The organism is Pseudomonas syringae CC1557 (assembly GCF_000452705.1).
Taxonomy (GTDB): Bacteria; Pseudomonadota; Gammaproteobacteria; order Pseudomonadales; family Pseudomonadaceae; genus Aquipseudomonas; species Aquipseudomonas syringae_F.
This window is the reverse complement of record NZ_CP007014.1, coordinates 4,890,855-4,908,235: the sequence shown is the minus strand read 5'-3', so window position 1 is coordinate 4,908,235 and position 17,381 is coordinate 4,890,855. Positions and strand designations below refer to the sequence as shown.

Below are 17,381 nucleotides of genomic sequence, written 5' to 3'. Positions count from 1 at the left end.
CTGGTTTCTGATCGGTATCGCAACGCTCATTTTTGCAAGAGTCTTATGTAATTTATGTGGTTCTGCTCGTCCCTGTGGCGGGAGGCGTGCGTTATGAAATTTGTAGATGAAGTTTCCATTCGAGTAAAAGCCGGTGACGGCGGCAACGGTTGCATGAGCTTCCGTCGCGAAAAATTCATTGAAAACGGTGGCCCCAACGGCGGCGACGGTGGTGATGGTGGTTCGGTTTACATGATCGCCGACGTAAACCTGAACACGCTGGTCGACTATCGCTACACCCGTCACTTTGATGCCGAGCGCGGCTCCAACGGCGGTAGCGCCGATTGCACCGGTCGTAAAGGTGAAGAGCTGGTACTGCGCGTCCCGGTCGGGACCACGATCATTGATGCGACCACCCAGGAAATCATTGGCGACCTGACCAAAGACGGTCAACGCCTGATGGTTGCTCAGGGCGGCTGGCACGGTCTGGGTAACACCCGATTCAAATCCAGTACCAACCGCGCGCCGCGTCAAACCACGCCGGGCAAGCCGGGCGATCAGCGTGATCTCAAGCTGGAATTGAAGGTGCTGGCTGACGTAGGTCTGCTGGGCTTGCCGAACGCCGGTAAAAGTACCTTCATTCGTTCGGTGTCGGCCGCCAAGCCGAAAGTTGCCGACTATCCGTTCACCACACTGGTGCCGAACCTGGGTGTGGTCAGTGTCGATCGCTGGAAGAGCTTTGTCGTCGCCGACATTCCCGGCCTGATCGAGGGTGCGTCCGACGGCGCAGGCCTGGGGATTCGCTTCCTCAAGCATTTGGCGCGTACCCGTCTGTTGCTGCACCTCGTCGACATGGCGCCACTGGATGAAACCAGCGCTCCGGATGCCGCAGAAGTGATCGTTCGCGAGCTGGAAAAATTCAGCCCGTCGCTGGCAGAGCGTGATCGCTGGCTGGTGCTGAACAAGTGCGACCAGATTCTTGAAGAAGAGCAGGAAGCACGCAAGCAGGAGATCGTTGATCGCCTGGAATGGACCGGCCCGGTCTACGTGATCTCGGCCATCGCCAAAGAAGGCACTGAGCAACTGACGCGCGACATCATGCGTTACCTCGAAGAGCGCAGTCTGCGTATCGCCGAAGAGCCTGGTTATGCCGAAGAGCTGGCCGAGCTGGATCAGCGCATCGAAGACGAGGCGCGTGCGCAGTTGCAGGCGCTGGACGACCAGCGTGCCCTGCGTCGCAGTGGCGTGAAGAGCGTGCATGACATCGGCGACGATGACTGGGATGAAGAAGACGTGGACGATGAAGATGGTCCGGAAATCATTTACGTCCGTGACTGATTGCTTGAAGTAAACTTGAACGCCGCTACGATTGTTAGCGGCGTTTTTGTATCCCGAATTTGAAAACCCTCTGGCTAAGGTTGGAAGAAGATGCGCAGCAAAGTGACGGGTGCCCAGCGCTGGGTTGTGAAAATCGGCAGTGCCCTGCTGACCGCGGATGGCAAGGGCCTGGATCGCAACGCCATGGGTGTGTGGGTTGAACAGATGGTGGCGCTGCATGAGGCGGGCGTCGAGCTGGTGCTGGTTTCTTCCGGGGCTGTGGCGGCCGGTATGAGTCGCCTTGGCTGGACAGCGCGACCCAGTGCGATGCACGAGCTTCAGGCTGCTGCTGCAATCGGCCAGATGGGGCTGGTGCAGGCGTGGGAGTCGAGCTTTGCCGAGCATGGCCGGCATACCGCGCAGATCCTGCTGACGCACGATGACCTGTCGGATCGCAAGCGTTACCTGAACGCGCGCAGTACGCTGCGCACACTGGTCGAACTTGGCGTGGTGCCGGTCATCAATGAGAACGACACCGTGGTCACCGACGAAATCCGTTTTGGCGACAATGACACGCTGGCGGCGCTGGTCGCCAATCTGGTCGAGGCTGATCTGCTGGTCATCCTGACCGACCGTGACGGCATGTTCGATGCTGATCCGCGCAATAACCCTGACGCACAACTGATTTACGAAGCGCGTGCCGATGATCCGGCGCTGGATGCGGTGGCGGGCGGCACCGGCGGTGCGCTGGGTCGTGGTGGTATGCAGACCAAGCTGCGCGCGGCGCGTCTGGCCGCGCGTTCCGGTGCTCATACAGTGATCGTCGGCGGGCGCATCGAGCGCGTTCTGGCGCGACTCAAGGGGGGTGAGCGGCTGGGGACCTTGCTGTCTCCCGAGCGCGAAATGCTCGCTGCGCGCAAGCAATGGCTGGCAGGTCATCTGCAGACTCGCGGCACACTGGTGCTGGACGATGGTGCGGTGTCGGCGCTGGCAAAGGATCATAAAAGCCTGCTGCCGGTTGGCGTCAAGCTGGTGCAGGGCAGTTTTCGTCGAGGCGAGATGGTGGTGTGTGTGGCGTCGGATGGTCGGGAGATCGCTCGTGGCCTGAGTAACTACAGCGCCATCGAGGCCCAGAAAATCATTGGTCATTCCTCCGAAGCCATTGTTCGTGAGCTAGGCTACATGGCCGAGCCGGAGTTGATTCACCGGGATAACCTGATCCTCGTCTGATTGGGGTTGTGGGTTCAGGTAAATAAAAGGAATAAGCGATGCGCGTCATGCAAGGTGTTCTGGCTGCTTTGTTGTTGGTGCCGGTGCTGGTCTCGGCAGAAGAGATCGGTCAGGTGTCCACAGTGTTCAAGATGGTCGGGCCTAACGATCGAATCGTGGTCGAGGCTTTCGATGATCCCAAGGTCGAGGGTGTGACGTGCTACCTGTCGCGCGCCAAGACTGGTGGAGTGAAGGGCGGCCTGGGGCTGGCTGAAGACCGTGCCGAGGCGTCCATCGCCTGCCGTCAGGTCGGGGCCATCCGGTTCAAGGAAAACCTCAAGGATGGCGATGAGGTCTTCAAGGAGCGCACTTCGCTGGTCTTCAAGACCATGCAGGTGGTGCGTTTCTTCGACAAGAAGCGCAACACGCTGGTGTACCTGGTCTACAGCGACCGCGTCATCGAGGGTAGCCCACAGAATGCCGTGACCGCTATTCCGATCCTGCCATGGGCAGCCGCGCCCGCACCTTGAGCGTGTAGCGAGATCGGACGCGGAGCGTCGCACGATAGTTGAGATTATCGTTCCCTACGCTCCAGCGTGGGAATGCTGTGGGTGACGCTCTGCGTCAAAAAACTGCACCGCACCACACACTCAAGATCGGACGCAGAGCGTCCAGAACGGCATGCCGACGCGGAGCGTCGCACGATGGGTGAGATTATCGTTCCCTGCGCTCCAGCGTGGGGGGGGGGGGGTTGTGGCGGCATGATGAATACTCTTGTTCCTGCCTCTTTCCTTCAGGCAATAAAAAACCGACCCTGAGGTCGGTTTTTTAACAAGCGTGTCGCTTAGGCTGCAGCAGCAAGGCTCAGAGCCTTGATGTGACCGTTCAGACGACCCTTTATGGCGAGCAGCCTTGTTCTTGTGGATGATGCCTTTGTCGGCCATACGGTCGATAACAGGCACTGCAAGAACATAAGCGGCTTGCGCTTTTTCTGCGTCTTTTGCGTCAATGGCTTTAACTACATTCTTGATGTAGGTACGAACCATGGAACGCAGGCTGGCGTTGTGGCTGCGACGCTTCTCAGCCTGTTTTGCACGTTTTTTGGCGGAAGGTGTGTTGGCCACCGTCGAGCTCCTCGAAAGACTTTGTGAAATAGCAAACAAAATAGGCCGCGAATCATGCCGATGAGTTGAAGTCTTGTCAAGGGCAGTTAAGGTGTTCCGCTGAGTGGTTGCTACATTTGACCGGAGGATTTATTTCCGGCCTGTGACCTGTAAACTCGCGGCCTTTGCTTCGGGCGTTTTTGCGGCGCGAAGTATCGCATAAATGGCTGGCTTAATCGCCCATCCTTTGCCAAGGCGCACAACTCTTTCCATGAATCTACTCAAGTCACTTGCCGCCGTCAGCTCTATCACCATGGTTTCCCGGGTTCTGGGCTTCATTCGCGACACCATTATCGCGCGCACTTTCGGCGCCGGAATGGCAACGGATGCGTTTTTCATTGCCTTCAAACTGCCCAATCTGCTGCGGCGCATTTTTGCCGAAGGGGCTTTTTCCCAGGCATTCGTGCCGATTCTGGCTGAATACAAGAGCCAGCAGGGCGAGGAGGCGACCCGCACGTTTGTTGCGTACGTGACCGGGCTGCTGACGCTGGCGCTGGCGCTGGTGACGCTGCTGGGCGTTATTTTCGCGCCTTGGGTGATCTGGGCCACGGCGCCAGGCTTTGTCGACACGCCAGAAAAGTTTGCGCTGACCTCGGATCTGCTGCGCGTGACCTTTCCTTATATATTGCTGATTTCCCTGTCCTCGATGGCCGGTGCGATTCTCAATACCTGGAACCGCTTCTCGGTGCCTGCATTCGTGCCGACGCTGCTCAACGTCAGCATGATCTTCTTCGCGCTGTTCCTTACCCCTTACTTCGATCCTCCGGTGATGGCGCTGGGCTGGGCAGTGCTGGTCGGCGGCTTGCTACAGTTGCTGTACCAGCTGCCGCACCTGAAAAAGATCGGCATGCTGGTGCTGCCGCGTCTGAATCTGCGTGATACCGGCGTCTGGCGGGTCATGAAACAGATGCTGCCCGCCATCCTCGGCGTGTCAGTCAGTCAGATTTCTCTGATCATCAATACGATTTTTGCCTCGTTCCTCGTCGCCGGCTCGGTGTCGTGGATGTACTACGCAGACCGCTTGATGGAATTGCCATCCGGCGTGCTGGGGGTTGCGCTGGGTACGATTCTGCTGCCGATCCTGTCCAAAACCTACGCACAACGGGATCGTCAGGAGTATTCACGGATTCTCGACTGGGGGCTGCGTCTGTGTTTTGTGCTGGTGCTGCCTTGCACGCTGGCGCTGGGGTTGCTTGCCGAACCGTTGACCGTTTCGCTGTTTCAATACGGCAAGTTCGATGCGCTGGACTCGGCCATGACCCAGCGTGCGCTGGTCGCCTATTCGGTCGGGCTGCTGGGGATCATCCTGATCAAGGTGCTGGCACCCGGCTTTTATGCTCAACAAAATATCCGCACCCCGGTGAAAATCGCGATCTTCACCCTCATCGTCACTCAGTTGCTCAACCTTGCGTTTATAGTGCCGTTGCAGCATGCAGGGCTGGCGCTGGCGATTAGCGTGGGCGCGTGCATCAACGCCGGCCTGCTGTTCTGGCAGTTGCGCAAGCAACAGCTGTTTCAGCCGCAGCCGGGCTGGACGAAGTTTCTGCTGAAACTGGTCGTTGCAGTTACCGTGATGTCGGCCGTCCTGCTGGGGATGATGCATTTCATGCCCGCGTGGGACCACGGACAAATGCTTGAGCGCTTTCTGCGTCTCGGTGCGCTGGTGGCGGCGGGTGTCGTGACCTATTTTGCAATGCTTCTGTTACTCGGCTTTCGCCTCCGGGATTTCGCCCGCAAGGCGGTCATGTAGGTCGCTGCACAGCGGTTGGCTGTCGGTTTTTTTTTCATTGCGCGCCACGAACCGCTGTCCGGTCTTGGCGTGTTGCCTGTCGTCCGTGGCCTTGTGTGGTTATAATCGGCCACTTTATGAGCAAGAAGTGCGTTATGCAGCTGGTTAGAGGCCTTCACAACCTGCGCCCCGAACATCGGGGCTGCGTCGCCACGATTGGCAATTTCGACGGTGTACACCGCGGCCACCAGGCTATCCTGGCGAGGTTGCGTGAGCGTGCCGTCGAGTTGGGTGTGCCCAGCTGCGTGGTGATTTTCGAGCCACAGCCGCGTGAGTTTTTTGCGCCCGACACGGCTCCGGCACGCCTGGCGCGTTTGCGCGACAAGCTTGAGCTGCTTGAAGCCGAGGGCGTTGACCGGGTACTTTGCCTGTCCTTCAATCAGCGCCTGTGCAAACTCAGTGCGGCGAGTTTCGTGGAAACCGTGCTGATCGACGGTCTGGGTGTTCTGCACCTCGAAGTGGGCGACGATTTTCGTTTTGGCTTTGACCGGGTCGGTGACTTTGACTTCCTGCAACAGGCCGGCACAACTTATGGCTTTACCGTAGAAGCGGCGCAGACCGTTGAGATCGATGGCATCCGGGTCAGCAGTACCAAAGTGCGTAAAGCCCTGGCTGCGTCGGATTTTGCCCTTGCCGAGCGTATGCTGGGTCGTCCGTTCCAGATAACCGGACGGGTATTGCATGGCCAGAAGCTGGCGCGGCAATTGGGTACGCCCACCGCCAACGTACAACTCAAGCGTCGTCGCGTGCCGCTGAGCGGGGTTTACCTGGTCAGCATGGACATCGACGGCAAGGCTTGGCCGGGGGTCGCCAATATTGGTGTGCGCCCGACAGTGGCCGGTGATGGCAGTGCCCACCTTGAGGTGCATCTTCTGGATTTTGCCGGCGACCTTTACGGCCGGCGTTTAACGGTGGCTTTCCACCACAAGCTACGTGATGAGCAGCGTTTTGCCTCGCTTGAGGCGCTCAAGACGGCGATCAATGCGGACGTCGCCGCCGCCCGTGCCCATTGGCATGGTTAACCTGATGGACATGTATCAAAAATAGTCGACCGAACGCAGACATTTTGCATGCATAGCCTAACCAAGAGCCTGAAATGACCGACTACAAATCCACGCTAAACCTTCCGGACACCGCCTTCCCTATGAAGGCCGGCCTGCCCCAGCGCGAGCCGCAAACTCTGCAGCGCTGGGACAGCATTGGCCTGTACCAGAAGCTGCGCGAGATTGGCAAGGATCGTCCCAAGTTCGTCCTGCACGACGGTCCTCCGTACGCCAACGGCAATATTCACATCGGTCATGCGGTCAACAAGATTCTCAAGGACATGATCCTGCGTTCCAAGACCCTGGCGGGCTTCGATGCCCCTTATGTGCCGGGCTGGGACTGTCATGGTCTGCCGATTGAACACAAGGTCGAAGTGACCCACGGCAAGAACCTGTCCGCCGATCGCACGCGTGAGCTGTGCCGCGCCTATGCAGCCGAACAGATCGAAGGCCAGAAGTCCGAGTTCATCCGTCTGGGCGTGCTGGGCGACTGGAGCAATCCGTACCTGACCATGAATTTCGCCAACGAAGCCGGGGAAATCCGTGCGCTGGCGGAGATGGTCAAGGGCGGTTTCGTCTTCAAGGGCCTGAAGCCGGTCAACTGGTGTTTCGACTGCGGATCGGCATTGGCCGAAGCCGAAGTCGAATACCAGGACAAGAAATCCTCGACCATCGACGTCGCGTTCCCGACTGCCGACGAGGCTAAGCTGGCCGCAGCGTTCGGCCTGCCTTCGCTGGGCAAGCCTGCGTCCATCGTCATCTGGACTACTACGCCTTGGACCATTCCGGCCAACCAGGCGCTGAACGTTCACCCGGAGTTCGAATATTCGCTGGTCGATGTCGGCGACAAACTGCTGGTGCTGGCGTCCGAGCTGGTCGAAAGCTGTCTGGCCCGTTACAAGCTGGAAGGCACGGTCATCGCGACCACCACCGGTCAGGCGCTGGAACTGATCAATTTCCGCCACCCGTTCTACGACCGTCTGTCGCCGATCTACCTGGCGGAATACGTCGAACTGGGTGCGGGCACCGGTATTGTTCACTGCTCGCCTGCCTATGGCGTGGACGACTTCAATATCTGCAAGCAGTACGGCCTCAGCAACGACGACATCATCAGCCCTGTGCAGAGCAATGGTGTGTATGTCGAGTCGCTGGAGTTTTTCGGTGGCCAGTTCATCTTCAAGGCCAACCAGAACATCATCGACAAGCTGGTCGAAGTCGGCAGCCTCATGGACACCGAAACCATCAGCCACAGCTACATGCACTGCTGGCGCCACAAGTCGCCACTGATTTACCGCGCCACCGCGCAGTGGTTCGTGGGCATGGACAAGCAGCCTGAGAGCGGTGAAACGCTGCGCAAGCGTGCGGTCAAGGCCATCGAAGACACCGAATTCGTACCGGCCTGGGGTCAGGCGCGCCTGCACTCGATGATCGCGAACCGTCCTGACTGGTGCATCTCGCGTCAGCGCAACTGGGGCGTGCCGATTCCGTTCTTCCTGCACAAGGAAAGCGGCGACCTGCACCCACGTACCGTCGAGCTGATGGAAGAAGTGGCCCAGCGCGTCGAGAAAGAGGGCATCGAAGCCTGGTTCAAGCTGGACGCCAGCGAGTTGCTGGGTGACGAAGCCGGCAAGTACGACAAGATCTCCGACACTCTGGACGTCTGGTTTGACTCGGGCACCACGCATTGGCATGTACTGCGCGGTTCGCACCCGATGGGCCATGAAAGCGGTCCGCGTGCCGACCTGTACCTGGAAGGTTCCGACCAGCACCGCGGCTGGTTCCATTCGTCGCTGCTGACCGGTTGCATGCTGGACGACCACGCACCGTATCGCGAACTGCTGACCCACGGGTTTGTGGTCGACGAGAACGGTCGCAAGATGTCCAAGTCGCTGAATAACGTAGTCGCGCCGCAGAAGGTCAACGATTCGCTGGGTGCAGACATCATGCGCCTGTGGGTATCGGCAACTGACTATTCGGGCGAAATGGCGGTTTCCGATCAGATCCTGCAGCGCAGCGCCGATGCCTATCGTCGTATCCGCAACACTGCACGCTTCCTGCTTTCGAACCTGACGGGCTTCAACCCGGCGACCGACATCCTGCCAGCCGAAGAGATGCTCGCGCTGGACCGCTGGGCCGTGGACCGCACCCTGCTGCTGCAACGTGAGCTGCAAGAGCATTACGGTGAATACCGCTTCTGGAACGTGTACTCGAAGATCCACAACTTCTGCGTGCAGGAGCTGGGTGGTTTCTATCTGGACATCATCAAGGATCGCCAGTACACCACGGCTGCCGACAGCACTGCGCGTCGCTCCTGCCAGACCGCGCTGTTCCACATCTCGGAAGCGCTGGTACGCTGGATCGCGCCGATCCTGGCGTTCACCGCCGACGAGCTGTGGCAGTTCCTGCCGGGCGAGCGCAACGAATCGGTGATGCTCAACACCTGGTACGAAGGCCTGACCGAAATGCCTGCCGAGTTCGACATGGACCGCGCCTACTGGGAGCGGATCATGGCGGTGAAGACCTCGGTCAACAAGGAGATGGAAAACCTGCGCGCGGCCAAGGCCATTGGCGGCAACCTGCAGGCTGAAGTGACCTTGTACGCAGAAGATTCACTGGTTGCTGACCTGTCGAAGCTGAGCAACGAACTGCGTTTTGTGCTGATCACCTCGACCGCCAGCGTTGCACCGTTCGTGTCGGCTCCGGCGGATGCGGTGGTCACCGAAGTAGCGGGTCTGAAACTGAAGGTGGTCAAGTCCAGCCACGCCAAGTGTGCCCGTTGCTGGCATCACCGCGAGGATGTCGGTGTGAACCCCGAGCATCCGGAAATCTGCGGCCGTTGCGTAGACAACATCAGCGGTGCAGGCGAGGTGCGTCACTATGCCTAACGCCTCGTTTGGCCGGCTGGCCTGGCTGTGGTTGACCGTGCTGATTGTGGTGATAGACCAGGCCAGCAAGTATTACTTCGAGAATGCGTTGAGCCTGTATCAGCAGATCGTGGTGATTCCGGATTTCTTCAGCTGGACCCTGGCCTACAACACGGGTGCTGCCTTCAGCTTTCTGGCAGATGGTGCCGGTTGGCAGCGCTGGTTGTTCGCCCTGATCGCGATTGTAGTCAGCGCGGTACTGGTGGTCTGGCTCAAGCGTCTCGGTCGCGATGACACCTGGCTGGCCATTGCGCTGGCGCTGGTGCTGGGCGGCGCGTTGGGTAATCTCTATGACCGCATCGTATTGGGTCATGTGATCGACTTCATTTTGGTTCACTGGGAAAACCGCTGGTATTTCCCGGCCTTCAACGTCGCCGACAGTGCAATCACCGTCGGCGCGATCATGCTGGCGCTGGACATGTTCAAGAGCAAAAAAAACCGGAGAGACCGTCAATGACTGAGCAACCTTCGACTCAAGGCTCGTCTGGCGAGCTGCGCATCGGTCAGAACACACAGGTCACCTTGCACTTCGCCCTGCGTCTGGAAAACGGTGATACCGTCGACAGTACGTTCGAAAAGGCGCCTGCCACGTTCAAGGTCGGCGACGGCAACTTGCTGCCCGGTTTTGAAATGGCGATTTTCGGTTTCAAGGCGGGCGACAAAAAGACCGTGCAGATTCCACCGGAAAACGCCTTTGGTCAGCCCAACCCACAAAACGTGCAGATCATGCCACGCTCGCAGTTCGTGGGCATGGAGCTGTCCGAGGGGTTGCTGGTGATCTTCAATGACGCGGCCAACACCGAGTTGCCCGGCGTGGTGAAAGCCTTCGATGACGAGCAGGTCACCATCGACTTCAATCACCCGCTGGCGGGCAAGACCCTGAGCTTCGAAGTGGAAATATTCGAAGTGCAGGCGATTCTGGCTTCCTGATCTTCGCCATCAAGCCCGGCTTCGGCCGGGCTGTTCCGCACATGAGGCACAGCATGCAAATCAAACTCGCCAACCCCCGCGGCTTCTGTGCCGGAGTGGATCGTGCGATCGAAATCGTCAATCGTGCTCTGGAAGTGTTTGGTCCGCCGATCTACGTGCGCCATGAAGTTGTTCACAACAAATTTGTCGTCGAAGACCTGCGCTCTCGCGGTGCGATCTTCGTCGAAGAACTGGACCAGGTGCCGGACGACGTCATCGTTATTTTCAGTGCCCACGGTGTTTCCCAGGCCGTTCGCACAGAAGCCGCAGGTCGTGGCCTGAAAGTGTTCGATGCCACCTGCCCGCTGGTCACCAAAGTACATATCGAGGTCGCCCGCTACAGCCGGGACGGTCGCGAGTGCATTCTGATCGGTCATGCCGGTCACCCGGAAGTCGAAGGCACCATGGGTCAGTACGACGCCATCAATGGCGGCGCGATCTATCTGGTCGAGGACGAAAGTGACGTCGCGAAGTTACAGGTCCGCAACCCGGACTCGCTGGCCTTCGTGACCCAGACCACATTGTCGATGGACGATACCAGCCGTGTCATTGACGCCTTGCGCACGCGTTTCCCGGCCATTGGCGGGCCGCGCAAGGACGACATCTGCTACGCCACACAAAACCGTCAGGACGCCGTCAAGCAACTGGCCGACGAGTGCGACGTGGTATTGGTGGTGGGCAGCCCGAACAGCTCCAACTCCAACCGTCTTCGCGAACTGGCCGAGCGCATGGCCACCCCGGCGTACCTGATCGATGGCGCTGAAGACATGCAGCAGAGCTGGTTCGACGGCGTGCAACAGATCGGCATCACCGCCGGTGCATCGGCTCCGGAAGTGCTGGTGCGTGGGGTGATTCAGCAACTGCACGCCTGGGGCGCGACCGGCGCGGATGAGCTGGCGGGTCGTGAGGAGAACATCACCTTCTCGATGCCCAAGGAGCTGCGCGTCAAGTCGCTGCTCTGACATCGCTCAGCCGCACAAGGCTGTTTCCCTTTTTGTGTCTTCGATCCTGACCCGGCCGGTGGCAGCCACTATCACGCGATAGCGGCTGACCGGCTGGTCCCTGACGCAAACATGCAGCGTATCGTTAGTCCTGCCCCGCAACCCTCCAAGGCCATTGAAGCTCAGCTGTCTGGCTCGCTTTGGGCTGCCAGCAACCCGTGTCTCACCGCCATTGGCGCGTTCCACCAGTAACGTATCGTTTTCGTCAGGCCCTTTGCCATCTGTGTCGAGTATGATCCGCCAGCCATTGCTCCAGTCTTGCTCGATGGCGTAAATCGTCACGATCTGATTGCGCGTGATCGCGGCGACTCTTGCCGAGCGGATGCCGCTGGCCAGCTCCTGAGCCGTTGCGAGTCCACGATTTGATTCGATCAGTTCCTTGAAAGAAGGTGTTGCGATGTTGGCGAGAATGGCGATCAGTGCAACCACGATGAGTAATTCGACCAGTGTGAATCCTGCATGCTTCATGTGCTTTCCTCCCTGGAAAACGCCGTTTCCGAACCTTGCGGACGTTCGTCGTCGCAAAACAACCGTACGTCTCGCTATGGATTTTCCTGCGGCGTTGCTGCCTTATAGTCATAACGTCTAGGAGACACTCAATGCGTCATATAGCCAAGGGATTCAGCCTCATCGAATTGTTAGTCACTGTGTCCCTGGTGGGCATCCTGGCGGCTATCGCGATCCCGAATTTCACCAGCTCCATCCAGAGCAACAAAGCCGACACAGAACTCAGCGATTTGCAGCGAGCGCTCAACTATGCGCGACTTGAGGCGATAAACAGGGGAGTGACAGTGCGAATTGCACCGACCAGCGGGACCGCCTGGACCGGCGAATTGCAGGTGTATCTGGCTTCCGACACCAAGACGCCGCCTACTGCGCTTCGTACCATTGCCGCTATGAGCGGCGGGGGGACGCTGGTATCGAACCCTAACGTAGCGGCATTTGACTTCAATAATCTGGGCGGGCTTATAGCCCCGGCTTCGGCGGTAACCATGACCTACACCCGAGGCAGCACGACTAAAAACATGAGTATTTGCCTGACTGGGCGGATTGTCCTCGGTGGAAGCTGCTGATGCTTTACAACACCCGACATCGCCAGACCGGCATGACCTTGATCGAGGTACTGGTTTCGGTACTGATCCTGGCTATCGGGCTGTTGGGGGCTGCGGCTATTCAGCTTAATGCGCTCAAATACACCGACAGCTCGACCATGAGCAGCCAGGCCAGCTTCATTGCCTACGACATGATGGACCGTATTCGCGCCAACGTTGATGGTAATGCGAGTGCCAATGGGTCGAACAGCAATGTGTTGGCGACTTATGGTTTGGCAAGTCTGGATTTGGCCCCTGTTGCCAACCTGAACAAGGCCAGAGATCAGGATCTGTCTGATTTCAGAGCCAATATCATTAATTTTGCAAGCACGAGCGGCACGGGCAGCATTGTGGTCAGTGACTCTACGTTGGTGACTATTACCGTTGGCTGGAGCGACACACGTGCCGCCGGTGCGAGCAATCAGGCAACAGGCAGTGCGACTGTTACGCCGCCACCTCAAAGCTTCAAGCTAGTCTCGCGCATCGGGGTCTCCCCATGAGAAAAGCTTCCAGAGGCTTCGGACTGGTCGAAATCATGGTGGCACTGGTGCTCGGGCTGGTAGTGAGCCTGGGCATCATCCAGATATTCACCGCTTCCAGAGGCACGTTTCAGAGCCAGAACGCTGCCGCGCGCATGCAGGAAGATGCCCGTTTCATCTTGAGCAAACTGGTACAGGAAATCAGGATGACCGGTATGTATGGCTGCCTTAGCTTCAGTGGTTACATACCTGTTTCGCCAGCTATAACCTATCCCATAGCGATGGATAACCCGATCCTGTGGGATAACGCGAACAATAAACTGACGCTGATAACTGCTGATATTGGCACTACAGGAGGCTCGCCCACCTGGACGATCATTTCGGATTGCCAATCAACGCTCCAGCTATATGCCGGTGCGCGTGCTCCAACTGCCGGGCAAACCGCGTTTCCCTTGCGGCAACTGGTTTACACACTGAGCGGCACAGACCTGACTATCCAGGCCACCACGGGTGGTAAGCCAGAGCCGCTGCTACAGAACGTGGTCGGACTGGATTTTCTCTTCGGCATGGTGGGCAATCCGATGACTTACACCCGGACCATTACCGAAGCCAATGCCGGCGATATACGCAGCGTCCGCATCCTCTTGACGCTGAAGGACCCGGATGGACGCGTCAATACTCAGCAGTACAGCGTCGTCGCCTATTTGCGTAACCGCTTTTGAACAGGCCGAACATGAACAAGATCGTGCGCCTTAATGTGCCCCATGCCTTCGCTGCCCGACAGCGCGGCATGGTGTTGCTGGTCAGTCTGGTATTCCTGCTGCTGCTGACGCTGCTGGGTATTTCATCGATGCAGAACGCCACGTTGCAGGAGAAGATGGCGGGCAGCGTAATGGTCCGTAACCAATCCTTTCAAATGGCTGAAGCGGCGTTGCGCCTTGGGGAGTCGGAGATTAAAAAGGCGGGTTTCTCAATGGCTGTGTGCTCTCAAGCCAATTGTGCGCCACCTACCGACTTCAATACGGTGCAAGGCAAAGGTGCAGGTAGCGCCGGTGTGACGTGGTTTGAAGCGGCGGGCGGCGGGGTGTATGCCATTCAGAATCTGGGCACTACGATGACGCCGGTAAAGTGTAAAACTTCAAGTGCCGCGACGCTTTATCGGGTAACTGCTGTTGCTCCCGTTTCCAGTCAGACCGCCCCGCGCACGGTGCTGGAGAGCATTTATGCCAACTGTTAAGGTGCTGCGTGGTGCATTGAGGTACATTTACGGCGCATTGTTTGCGTTGTACATGACGACGCCGGTTTACGCGTTTACCCCCGCGCAGGTGCCATTGCTCAGTGCATCGGCGGTGGCGCCGAATCTGATGCTGCTCGTGGATAACTCCGGGAGTATGTACAACATCATCTGGGCGGCAGGGTTCGATCCGACGATTAAGCGGTCGGACATCACTTATTACTCCACTCAATGTATAAGTGGTTTCATCACCGTTGTCTGTCCTTTTGCGAGCACGATCTCGGGAGACGATACGTTGTCGTTGGGAGATATCAACGGCATCAGTATTTTCGATCTGTCGCTGCTTTGCCCGTCGGGAGGGCGTCCCGTTTTTCGCGGTAATATTCGATACTGCCTCGCCCTTCCTGATCCTGCCGGAGGCGGGCTAACGCGTTATACCGCCAATTACCTGTCCTATCTGATCGATCTGGTCCAGCCTAACTTCGGAGTTCGCAACTACCTTACTGGTGTCATCCCCAACGATTACCGGATGAACGTTGCCAAAACCGTAGCAACCAATCTGGTGACCAACAATACGTCGCTAAGAATCGGGCTTGCCACGTTCAACGATCCGAATAATTTCGACCTCGGACCAGGTGGCAAGATTGCAAGAGTCGTCACCGATCTATCCCCGGTGGCAGGCACCACCAATGGCGTCACTCAGGCCCAGGCTAATGACAATATTACGGCCCTCAAGCAGGCCATTGCCGACCTGAACCCGACAGCCAACACCCCGCTGGCTGAGACCTATTATGAGATCACGCGGTATTTTCGCGGCATGTCACCGTACTATCAGAACGGTTCGAACTATGTGAGTCCGATTCAATACCGTTGCCAGAAAAACTACGGTGTCGTGGTTACCGATGGCTTGCCAACCTACGATCGAACCTTCCCGACCAACGACCCAGACGATGTTCTGAATACCACTCGTTCGCTACCCAACTGGGATCTTAATGCGGCCAACGATGGAGACAATCTGTCGGGTGATGGTGAGGGTGACACGCTGTATCTGGACGATCTGGCCAAATTCGCTTACGACATTGACCTGCGACGCGACGCTGTGAATCCAGGCGGTGACCTGACTGGTAAAAGTTGGGATAACGCAGGTTTCACCAAGCAAAACCTGAGTACCTACACCATCGGTTTCACAGCATCGAACCAGATGCTGATTGATGCTGCAGACGACAACCATGGGCATGGAAAGTATTTTCAGACCAACGATAGTGCTGGTTTGAACGCTGCATTGAACCTTGCGTTGAGTGATATTTACGCGAAGGCGGGTTCTGGCGGAGGTGCGTCATCGAACTCCTCGTCCTTGGCGTCGGGCACGCTTTTCTTCCAGACGCTGTATGACCCGACTGACTGGCACGGCACGGTAAATGCCTTCAAGCTGGATGCCAGCACCGGGGCTACAGGTGCTCTCGCCTGGTCTTCCGACACAACGATATTAGCGAGCTCTACCCCTCCGCCGACCTACGAAAGCTGGAATACGTTATCGTCTGCGGTCATTGCGCTGAATTTCACTGCCCTGTCTCCTGCCCAGCAAACTGCATTTACTGCTACGTTGCCTAATGGCGTGAACGGTTCGCAAATGATCGCCTGGGCCAAAGGCACTGCAAATGCGGCGTTGCGAACTCGCACGCGAGTGCTGGGCGATTTGATCAATACCAATCTGCTGGTTACGAGCCCTTCGGAGAAGACGTCCACAGATTACGGCACCGGCACGTCCTACTCTGATTATCTGACCATCAAGGCCAACAACATGAGCTCAAGCCTGCTGGTCAATGCCAACGACGGTTTCTTTAACGTGATTACTCCCGGCACAGGCAAGCGCACTTACGGCTATATGCCATCGACGGCGCTGAACTCGCTGGCCACTATCGCAGCAAGCAACTATGGGGCAGGGGTGCATAAATTTACAGCAGACGGGCAGATAGCTGTATTTGATACCCAGAATGGCAGCGGTGCTACGTGGCGCACAGTCGCTGCAAGCGGACTGGGCGCCGGCGGCAAGGCGTTCTTTGCTATCAGGCTGTTTGAGGGCACAACCAATAACGTAGGTGCTCTTTGGGAAGTCAAAGCGCCTGACACCTCTAACACCAACAACAAATTCAATAATCTGGGGTACACCTACTCCAGGCCTGAGGCCGCCCGAATGAATGACGGCACCGGGATAGTCGTGGTCGGCAATGGTTACGGCAGCTTTACCGGCCGAGCCTCTCTTTTCGTGCTGAATGCGTCGACGGGAGCGCTGATCGCTGAAATCCCTACTCCGGCCATTGGCAGCGAAACGGATAACGGGCTGTCATCGGTAAAGCTGCGCGTGAACTCGCAGAACGTGGTTCAGGCGGCTTACGCAGGCGACCTGAAAGGGCGCATGTGGAAGTTTGATTTGAGCTCTAATGCTGCCAGCGGCTGGAAGGTTGCATTCAGTGGATCGCCTTTGTTTACTGCGCCACGAGGCGCGGGCCAGCCGATTACCGTACAGCCCTATATTCTGGACCACCCTCTTAACGGAAAGCTTATCTATTTCGGGACCGGCAAGTTTCTTGAAACGGCCGACAAGCAGACAACTGCGCTACAGGATTTCTATGCCATATGGGATGCAGACGGAGGAGTTGGAGGTATCGTAGAGGGTAACCTGCAGGCCCAGCAGATCGTTTCGAGTACGACCGGATCTGGAGCAACCTATTTTACCTCCAGGTCGAATAAAGTGGATTGGACGAGCCAGAAAGGCTGGTATTTGCCGCTCTCTACAGGCGCGCCATATGTGGGTGAACGAATTATCTTCCCGGCACAAACCATCAGGGGGCGAATTGCGTTCACTACAGCGGCGGTAAACTCAACTGATCCCTGCGAAAGTACGGGGACAGGTCGACTGTTAGAGCTGGAACCGATAACCGGCAGTATGCTCACTTATCGCTTCCTTGATACCAATGGGGACGGTGACATCACCACCAGCGATATATTGGTGTCTGGCATCGGTTTTGGCGCGGGTATTCCAAATCTGGCTTCGGTGGTTTCTTCGTCCTCCAATGCAGTGACCTATGTAACGGACAGCAAAGGAAATATCTTCGGTTTTATAGAGCCCTTATCTGCGACGGTCTTTCAACGCATCATGTGGCGACAAATCCAATAGGGAAA

Annotated in this window: 15 protein-coding genes and 1 pseudogene; 14 read left to right on the top strand and 2 right to left on the bottom strand. The window is 57.5% G+C overall.

Annotated elements, in window-relative coordinates; all coding sequences use genetic code 11:
• Positions 1 to 93 precede the first annotated feature (93 nt).
• The 3 genes from cgtA to N018_RS21625 all read left to right on the top strand — a co-directional run bounded on the left by cgtA (position 94) and on the right by N018_RS21625 (position 3,035).
• Positions 94 to 1,317 carry an Obg family GTPase CgtA gene (gene cgtA, locus N018_RS21635; RefSeq protein WP_024647417.1) on the top strand — a complete coding sequence of 408 codons (1,224 nt, stop codon included), beginning with the start codon at positions 94 to 96 and terminating at the stop codon, positions 1,315 to 1,317.
• 90 nt (positions 1,318 to 1,407) lie between these two features.
• Positions 1,408 to 2,526: a glutamate 5-kinase gene (gene proB, locus N018_RS21630; RefSeq protein ID WP_024647418.1), complete on the top strand. Its 1,119-nt coding sequence runs from the start codon at positions 1,408 to 1,410 to the stop codon at positions 2,524 to 2,526.
• Between the two features lie 38 nt (positions 2,527 to 2,564).
• Positions 2,565 to 3,035 (top strand): CreA family protein, encoded by a 471-nt coding sequence (locus N018_RS21625; RefSeq protein ID WP_024647419.1) that lies wholly within the window; start codon positions 2,565 to 2,567, stop codon positions 3,033 to 3,035.
• 314 nt (positions 3,036 to 3,349) lie between these two features.
• Here N018_RS21625 and rpsT read toward each other — a convergent pair.
• Positions 3,350 to 3,629 (bottom strand): annotated as a pseudogene (rpsT, locus tag N018_RS26880) (30S ribosomal protein S20).
• Positions 3,630 to 3,879: 250 nt separating this feature from the next.
• Between rpsT and murJ the strand changes: the two are divergent.
• From murJ to ispH, 6 genes are all read left to right on the top strand, one after another.
• Positions 3,880 to 5,418, top strand: coding sequence for a murein biosynthesis integral membrane protein MurJ (gene murJ, locus N018_RS21620; RefSeq protein WP_024647387.1), 1,539 nt, complete (start codon positions 3,880 to 3,882; stop codon positions 5,416 to 5,418).
• A 134-nt stretch (positions 5,419 to 5,552) separates the two neighbouring features.
• Entirely contained in the window at positions 5,553 to 6,479 is a 927-nt protein-coding gene (gene ribF / locus N018_RS21615) for a bifunctional riboflavin kinase/FAD synthetase (RefSeq protein WP_024647388.1), read from the top strand.
• 74 nt (positions 6,480 to 6,553) lie between these two features.
• The gene (ileS, locus tag N018_RS21610) at positions 6,554 to 9,385 is read left to right on the top strand and encodes an isoleucine--tRNA ligase (RefSeq protein WP_025389815.1); all 2,832 of its coding nucleotides are present in this window, start codon (positions 6,554 to 6,556) and stop codon (positions 9,383 to 9,385) included.
• Complete coding sequence (gene lspA / locus N018_RS21605; protein ID WP_154219970.1) at positions 9,378 to 9,881, top strand: signal peptidase II; 504 nt, start codon at positions 9,378 to 9,380, stop codon at positions 9,879 to 9,881. Before ileS ends, lspA begins: the two co-directional genes overlap by 8 nt.
• Positions 9,878 to 10,354 (top strand): FKBP-type peptidyl-prolyl cis-trans isomerase, encoded by a 477-nt coding sequence (locus tag N018_RS21600; protein WP_024647391.1) that lies wholly within the window; start codon positions 9,878 to 9,880, stop codon positions 10,352 to 10,354. The genes lspA and N018_RS21600 overlap by 4 nt, the downstream gene beginning before the upstream one ends.
• A gap of 53 nt (positions 10,355 to 10,407) precedes the next feature.
• Entirely contained in the window at positions 10,408 to 11,355 is a 948-nt protein-coding gene (gene ispH / locus N018_RS21595; protein ID WP_024647392.1) for a 4-hydroxy-3-methylbut-2-enyl diphosphate reductase, read from the top strand.
• 6 nt (positions 11,356 to 11,361) lie between these two features.
• Here ispH and N018_RS21590 read toward each other — a convergent pair whose 3' ends face one another.
• Entirely contained in the window at positions 11,362 to 11,862 is a 501-nt protein-coding gene (locus tag N018_RS21590; RefSeq protein ID WP_025389817.1) for a GspH/FimT family pseudopilin, read from the bottom strand.
• 131 nt (positions 11,863 to 11,993) lie between these two features.
• On the opposite strand from N018_RS21590, the gene N018_RS21585 reads away from it, so the two are divergent.
• Genes N018_RS21585 through N018_RS21565 form a run of 5 tightly spaced genes read left to right on the top strand, consistent with a single transcriptional unit; the run spans position 11,994 to position 17,376 of the window.
• Positions 11,994 to 12,467 (top strand): GspH/FimT family pseudopilin, encoded by a 474-nt coding sequence (locus N018_RS21585; RefSeq protein WP_025389818.1) that lies wholly within the window; start codon positions 11,994 to 11,996, stop codon positions 12,465 to 12,467.
• On the top strand, positions 12,467 to 12,985 hold the full coding sequence (pilV, locus tag N018_RS21580; RefSeq protein ID WP_025389819.1) for a type IV pilus modification protein PilV: 519 nt from the start codon (positions 12,467 to 12,469) through the stop codon (positions 12,983 to 12,985). Before N018_RS21585 ends, pilV begins: the two co-directional genes overlap by 1 nt.
• The gene (locus N018_RS21575) at positions 12,982 to 13,686 is read left to right on the top strand and encodes a PilW family protein (RefSeq protein ID WP_025389820.1); all 705 of its coding nucleotides are present in this window, start codon (positions 12,982 to 12,984) and stop codon (positions 13,684 to 13,686) included. The genes pilV and N018_RS21575 overlap by 4 nt, the downstream gene beginning before the upstream one ends.
• Positions 13,687 to 13,697: 11 nt before the next feature.
• The gene (locus N018_RS21570) at positions 13,698 to 14,201 is read left to right on the top strand and encodes a pilus assembly PilX family protein (protein WP_024647397.1); all 504 of its coding nucleotides are present in this window, start codon (positions 13,698 to 13,700) and stop codon (positions 14,199 to 14,201) included.
• Positions 14,188 to 17,376 (top strand): pilus assembly protein, encoded by a 3,189-nt coding sequence (locus N018_RS21565; RefSeq protein WP_025389821.1) that lies wholly within the window; start codon positions 14,188 to 14,190, stop codon positions 17,374 to 17,376. The genes N018_RS21570 and N018_RS21565 overlap by 14 nt, the downstream gene beginning before the upstream one ends.
• The last annotated feature ends 5 nt before the right edge of the window (positions 17,377 to 17,381 follow it).